The sequence below is a fragment of the Ruegeria sp. BA12 genome (genome assembly GCF_056539625.1).
Genome location: NZ_JBQFVF010000020.1, coordinates 1 through 6,976, shown reverse-complemented (window position 1 = coordinate 6,976; position 6,976 = coordinate 1). Strand labels below are relative to the sequence as shown.

5 protein-coding genes are annotated in these 6,976 nt (G+C 53.7%); all 5 read left to right on the top strand.

Going from position 1 to position 6,976, the window contains the following annotated elements; genetic code table 11:
• Positions 1-693: 693 nt before the first annotated feature.
• The 5 genes from ACR0B0_RS20720 (at position 694) to ACR0B0_RS20700 (ending at position 6,790) form a co-directional block, all read left to right on the top strand.
• Positions 694-2,502: a galactosyltransferase-related protein gene (locus ACR0B0_RS20720; RefSeq protein ID WP_480649406.1), complete on the top strand. Its 1,809-nt coding sequence runs from the start codon at positions 694-696 to the stop codon at positions 2,500-2,502.
• Between the two features lie 73 nt (positions 2,503-2,575).
• A complete protein-coding gene (locus tag ACR0B0_RS20715; RefSeq protein ID WP_170352130.1) occupies positions 2,576-3,400 on the top strand; it encodes a hypothetical protein in 825 nt (274 codons plus the stop codon).
• 445 nt (positions 3,401-3,845) lie between these two features.
• Entirely contained in the window at positions 3,846-4,367 is a 522-nt protein-coding gene (locus ACR0B0_RS20710) for a hypothetical protein (protein ID WP_480649404.1), read from the top strand.
• 113 nt (positions 4,368-4,480) lie between these two features.
• Positions 4,481-5,212 carry a metallophosphoesterase family protein gene (locus ACR0B0_RS20705; protein WP_480649402.1) on the top strand — a complete coding sequence of 244 codons (732 nt, stop codon included), beginning with the start codon at positions 4,481-4,483 and terminating at the stop codon, positions 5,210-5,212.
• 129 nt (positions 5,213-5,341) lie between these two features.
• Positions 5,342-6,790: a mannose-1-phosphate guanylyltransferase/mannose-6-phosphate isomerase gene (locus tag ACR0B0_RS20700; protein ID WP_480649400.1), complete on the top strand. Its 1,449-nt coding sequence runs from the start codon at positions 5,342-5,344 to the stop codon at positions 6,788-6,790.
• The last annotated feature ends 186 nt before the right edge of the window (positions 6,791-6,976 follow it).

Genomic DNA, 6,976 nt, shown 5'->3' with positions numbered 1-6,976 from the left:
CAACCAGCGTCAGAAAATCTCAGAACAGCCCGGTCACACTACAATTGATCCCCAAGATCAATCGCTTAACACCCTCAACCCGTCAGAACCATAAAACAATGGGGTGAGAGGCAATAACCCCATCCAAAACAAAGCTTCAATGCCGGAAAACCAAATTGACCTCAGCGATGCGAGGCCAATAAATTAAAACTCCAGATAACTGGGACACAACCAAGACAGCAAGCTGACCTGACAAGGGCGTCAAAACAATGATTCCGGCGTATCACCGCTCATCTAGGTTGAAATCTTGGAGGCTTGCTTCAAAGATACCGTCTTTGGTGATTGACACGCCTGAACAAACAGGTACTCGGTGCTCAAGTTGTTTGAACGCAATCCCAGGTGGAATGTATTGAACGACCAAAATATTAAGATACCGAAGGCATTGGCATACCAAGGGTTCAAACTGAGAAAATGCAATCTTCTAAAGATATAGTTGCAAGCCTCTGCGATGCGAACGCATCTGATGACATCGTCACAACAGTTGAGGCCAGGGACACATTTCGCAGTTTGATTCGAGCACAGCTTTCGGTGCGGAACGCTAAATCACCAACTTCGGTTTCTGCCCTCTACAATGAGATACGAACGCAACCTGACGTTTGGCGCAACCTTCCAAAATTTGAAGAAGCTGGCGCAGAATATGACCCCGATGCAGCCATGGAACCCGGTTTTGCTGCTGTCACATGCTGCATGAACCGAAATGACCACCTGGCGCAGACATTGCCAACGTGGCTTGTGCATCAGGAAATTGGCGAAGTTATCATCGTGGACTGGAGTTCGGAAATTCCGGTTGAGATCACTCTTCGGAAAGCGGGGATAACTGATCCACGTATACGCATTCTTCGGGTCGAGGATGAAGGATCCTGGATTTTGTCCCACGCGTATAATCTGGGATTCCGCGCTGCGACCAAAGACAAGATTATCAAAGTCGACAGTGACATTATCCTCGATTCAGAGTTCTTTAGCCGCAACACAACAGGTGTTGACCAACTGACTGCAGGGAACTGGCGCCAGGCGAAATCCGGGCAAAGCCACGTGAACGGCTTTTTCGTCGTTGGGCGTGAAAGTCTTTTGGCTGTTAACGGCTTCAACGAACGGATTGTCACCTATGGCTGGGATGACGATGACCTGTACGGACGCCTGACCAGCGCAGGCGTGCAAAGAGAAGATGTCGATCCCGACACCATCAGCCATATTGATCATTCCGACGTAAGACGCGTTGAGCGCCCCAAAAGCACACCGGTCACCGGATGGGATGAAGTGCAATCTTATCCGCAGTTCTGGATCGCGCTGAACCGGCAAACTGCGTCGTCCTGCGCCCCATGGGATGTGAGTTGCCCAATGACGGGTTTCCAGGTGCTTAGTGAAACCGGGAACATAGTGCGGTTAAGACGCAGCCACCCCTACGGCGTAGATACAAACCTTATTGGCACGCGGATGGAACGCGCCGAAGCAGCGGTTAGTGCAATACATGATGTGTTCAAAGGTGTTGCGGTCTCTGTTTCCTGCGAAGCTGTGGATTATGCGTTGATGACCCGCTCGTTGGAAGACGCCATAGTAGCCATCAGCAACACGTCGCTGCAACCGGAAGAGAATACAGGCGAAGTTACCGTTCCGCTCGGGCATAGCCTGCAAAAGCCGAAACTTGTCGTCGATGCGCAGCATGGTTTGGGCAACCGATTGCGTGCAATTGCTTCGGGGTTTTCATTTTCACAAATCCACGATCGCGAACTGATCATTCGCTGGGTGCCTGACGAACATTGCGATTGCACCTTTGCGTCATTGTTCGACTTTGACGGGGCAGTCGAGGATACCAAAGAGAACGACCCGGAGAACGCGTTAACGGTCGACCTGATGAGCAAGGCATTCCGGGAGGCCTTTGACACCGCCTCATTGGTTAAGGCGCAGCGGGATATCGTTATCCAATCGGCTTACAGGTTTACATTCGGCAAACCCTACGACCCCATTGAACGGAAATTCCTGCGTGAGCTGAAACCGAGTGCGGATGTGCAAGAGATGATCGAGTCCGTCCGCGGCCAAAACGACATCGCCGTACACGTGCGTATGAATGGCGGCGCGGCTACGGACCCTCATGGGGACGTTCCCGGAGACTGGTCGCGGTCAGAAGACGAGATTTCCAGACGTGCCCGCAGCAGATCCCACTATGCGTTCTTCTTCAAACGTCTGGACCAACTGCTGGAGGCCAAGGCCGATTCCACGATTTTTCTGGCGTCGGATAACTCGGAATCCTATGGTGCTTTCGCTGCGAAATACCAAGATCGCGTGACCAGCCTGCCAAGAACGGTATATGACCGATCTGAAGTGCAGCTTAAATTTGCGCTGGCAGATGTAATCCTGCTGTCGCGTGCGCCGCTTTTGCTGGGAAGCAACTGGAGTTCGTTTACGGAAATCGCCCATTCAATGTCTCAAAATCAGAGGTTAGAGATATCTGGGCAGCATTTTTAATGTGGCTCGAAATTCCGGACAGCGGTCCAAATCTTTATGAATACCTACTAAACCCGCCAGAGTGTAAATCTGAATGAATGACAGTGAAACAAGGAGCTTAGCCGTTGAGAAGGTTGTTTCAGCGTGCAAGCAACATGTAAGTGAAATTATCGTTCTGGAAGGCCGAAAGCACACGGACTGGTGCGTGGCCTATGAGCAGAGCGGTGTTCCACGTGTCACTCAATCTTCCTTTAGCGCGTTGTCTAAGACCGTTTCTCCTCAGAAGGTCACTGATGGTGGCCTTCGTATCATTCACGTCACTAAGGGCGTTCCTGCGGCAAGCCTGAGTGAAGCGGAACACAGCGTAAACCTGCTAACGAGTTACGCTGATATTGTAGTATTCTCACCGGTTCCCGTAGCTGAACAACAGGTTCAGGACTTGCTGATTTCATGGCCCAGCTTTTGGGCATTGCTGTTTCTTGCCGAAGGGTTCGTTTTGCAGGACATCGTGCGCCCGGCGGTATGGGACAGTTTCTACAGCGATTGGGACAACCTGCAAAGCACGGTTGTGTTCGCCAATACTGCGCTGGGTGACAATTGGACAGATAGCGATGGTGACGGCGCCAACATAGTTGTGGATTATGTGCATCCCTCGAGTTTTGAAGTCGGGCTTAGACGTCAGCTGGCATTGCAAACCAGTGCGATGCTGAACGCAACCGATACGTCTGCCGCGCCTCAGGAATTCAGTTCAAAAATCCACATCGCGCTGCCCAAGCGTTATTCCAAAAAGGAATATGAACAAAAGCTTTTTCAGGAAAGTCGGAAGTGGTGGAAGGTCGCCCTTTGCTCACCTTGGCGGATTTCTTACTGGTGTGATCTTTGGCGTCTCCAGCGTCGTACCAAGCGCTGGTCGAATTAGAACTTGTCCGCTTTATTCCAAAGCTGCTGAACAAATATGCGGGCGAAAAGCCCTGTTTGGCTTCAAGTCTCTGGTAAACAACAAAAAACATCCGCGCCCGCACGCTTGGCTACGTCCAAATCTTGGGGGCAGTTTGGTAAAGGGTGTTTGATCTGATATACTGCGTTTTGTTTACAAGTGACTGAGAGTATTGATCTCTGTGCGCTTGTTCTATCGGGCAGACGCATCTGTCGCTGTTTCGCCCGGCGACACCAAATCTAAGACCGTCCCATGTCCCTAAGCGTCATTCGCGCAACGCTGCGTGCGTATTGGACATGGAAAGTTTACGTAAAAAGCCTATTAAAACATTGATTTAAGGCCAAGTTTCGCCACAGGCAGCGCATAGCTGAGGCATCGCGGTTCTCTAGCCCTGATCCAGATCATTACTGGAAACGGAGATAGAACCATGCCGAGTTTCATCGACTGTTGTTTCAAAGCGTTTTCGCATACAGGACAGCGCTCTGCTTGTAGCATTGTCCGGTTTTTTACCGTCTTGCTGAGTGTCGCGACATTGACACCGGTGACCCTTGCGCCAACACGCGCCCAGGCACAGCAGTTGCTGGTCGTGGGAAGCGATCGCGGCGGCTATCTGCATGACCGTTTGATCGAGTTGGAAAACCTCAAGCGCAACGGAGTTCTGGTCGAGATCAGGGGCCGTATCTGCTATTCGACATGCACGATGTTTCTGGGGTTGCCCGGAACCTGCGTTGATCCCGATACCACCTTTGGGTTTCACGGCCCTTCCCGAAGCGGTCGTCGGCTTGCGCAAGAAGATTTCGACTATTTCAGTCAGATCATGGCTGCCTATTATCCGGAACCGTTGAAATCCTGGTTCATGACCAAAGCCCGGAACCGGATCAACGGGCTCTATAAGGTCAAGGGCCGCGAGATCATTCAAATGGGCGTGCCCGCCTGCCAAACCGCCTGAACCCGGTCTTGCCCGCAGTCAGGTCGCCGGGTATCACGTTTGGATCTAAGGCCGGTGCCGGATTTCCTGTATCGGCTCCTTTCACGGCTAACCGGGCAGGAGAAAAGTTCATCGTGCTGTCATCGCTTTTCGGACGATTCAGGCGGCGTGCCCCGTTTCTGCCACCAACCCCAGATACTCCAATATGCGTAATCGGTGACGTGCATGGCTGTGTCGTGCAGTTGGAAAAGCTACTGAACAATGTGCCGCAGGACCATCGGATCATTCTGGTGGGCGATTATGTCGACCGCGGAGAATACAGCGCCGAGGTCTTGCGCCTGATCAGTGCGCGCCCCGACATAACCTGCCTGAAAGGCAATCATGAAGAGATGATGCTGCGGTTCCTGAAAGACCCCTTGGAACAGGGTCCGCGGTGGCTGCGTTATGGCGGGTTGCAGACCTTGGCCTCATTCGATGTGCGCGGGGTCCGGGCTGAGATGACCGGTGATGAGCTGACAGAGTGCCGGGACAGGTTTCAAGAGGCGATGGGCGACACGTTGTATCAATGGGTGACCGGGCTGAAGACCTGGGAAATGTCGGGCAACGTCCTTGTGGTGCATGCCGGTGCTGACCCCAATGTTCCGCCCACCGACCAGTCGGAAAAGACCCTTATCTGGGGTCATCCGTCATTTCTAAAAACAATCAGGCGCGACGGTGTTTGGGTTGTACACGGGCATACGATTGTCGGTGAGGCTGGCGCGCAAAAGGGACGAATTTCCATTGATACCGGCGCTTTTGCAACTGGTGTGTTAAGTGCAGTTTGCCTGGATGGTGGGGAGCCCAGATTTTTGACGGCACAAGGCTGAAAACTGAGCCCGTACAGGCGCAAATCCGCGGTTGCACTTGCTTTTTCCTGTTGAAGCTGAGCAAAATCTTGTCACGCTAATTCACATCTAATAGGACCTGTTTAAATTAAACCAGGTTTCGAGCTTATCATGTTGATCACCCCTATTCTTCTTTGCGGCGGGTCCGGGACGCGTCTTTGGCCGTTGTCGCGGCAGAGTTACCCCAAACAATTTGTGCCGCTTGTTGGGGATGAGACACTTTTCCAGGCCTCAGCTCGGCGTTTGTCCGGCGCGGCGGCGGGGTTGGAATTCGCTGCTCCGGTGGTTCTGACCAATTCGGATTTCCGCTTCATCGTGGCCGAGCAATTGCAGGCCGTCGGCATTGATCCCGGTGCCATTTTGATTGAGCCCGAAGGGCGGAATACGGCCCCAGCGGTCCTCGCTGCCGCGCTGCGCGCCCATGCCGAGGATCCGGACGCGGTGCTGTTGGTTGCGCCGTCCGACCACGTAGTGCCTGATGTGGCGGCGTTCCAGAATGCGGTTGCCCGCGGGTTGGAGGCTGTCGAGCAAGGGCAACTGGTAACATTCGGGATCACCCCAACGCATCCGGAAACGGCTTATGGTTATCTCGAATTGGCGAGCGCATCGAACAGCGGCGGATCACCCGTTCCGCTGAAAAAGTTCGTGGAAAAACCAAATCTGGCTCGCGCAACTGAAATGCTCGAAGCGGGCAATTTCAAATGGAATGCCGGGATCTTTCTTTTCCGTGCATCGGATATGATTGCGGCCTTCCGGACTCATGCGCCCGAACTGATATCGCCCGTCGAGGCAGCCGTCGATACGGCAACGCCGGATCTGGGCTTTCTGCGCCTGAACCCTGAACCCTGGGGCAAGGCCGAAGATATCTCAATCGATTACGCGGTGATGGAGAAGGCGACGAACCTGTCGGTTGTCCCGTTTGACGCGGCTTGGTCCGATCTAGGTGGATGGGATGCAGTCTGGCGAGAAAGCGGGCCGGATTCTGACGGCGTGGTGACCAGCGGCGGAGCCACAGCCATTGATTGCCACAACGCGCTGTTGCGCTCGGACAGTGACCAGTTGGAGCTGGTGGGCATCGGGCTTGAAAACATCATCGCCGTGGCGATGAATGATGCGGTTCTGGTTGCGGATGCTTCGCGGGCCCAGGACGTTAAGAAAGCGGTGAGCGCGCTAAAGGAAAAAGGCGCTGCACAGGCCACAACCTTCCCCAAGGATCACCGCCCTTGGGGCTGGTTCGAAAGCCTTGTGGTTGGCGACCGGTTCCAGGTTAAGCGCATTCACGTCCACCCCGGCGCGTCGCTGAGCCTGCAAAGCCATGTCCACCGCTCGGAACACTGGATCGTTGTCGAAGGCACGGCCCTTGTGACGATCGACGACAAGGAACAGTTGGTGACCGAGAACCAGTCGGTCTACATCCCGTTGGGGGCGGTGCATCGGATGCGGAACCCTGGCAAGGTGCCGATGGTTCTGATCGAAGTTCAAACCGGAACCTATCTCGGTGAGGATGATATCGTCCGGTACGAGGATGTTTATGCACGCGGTCAGGGCGCAAAGGGCTGACGTTCCAGCCCCATCTGACGCCACGCAGCTAGGTATGGCGCATTGATCAGGCCCCCGGACGGGGGCCTTTTTTGTTGCCCGGAAAGCTTGGTGCAGCCGTTCCGTTCGGTGTGTTTTGGTTGTGTTAGTTGTGTTTTGTTTATGGTGTTTCTGATTGAGATGACTGAGTGAGGTTGGGCTGATGAG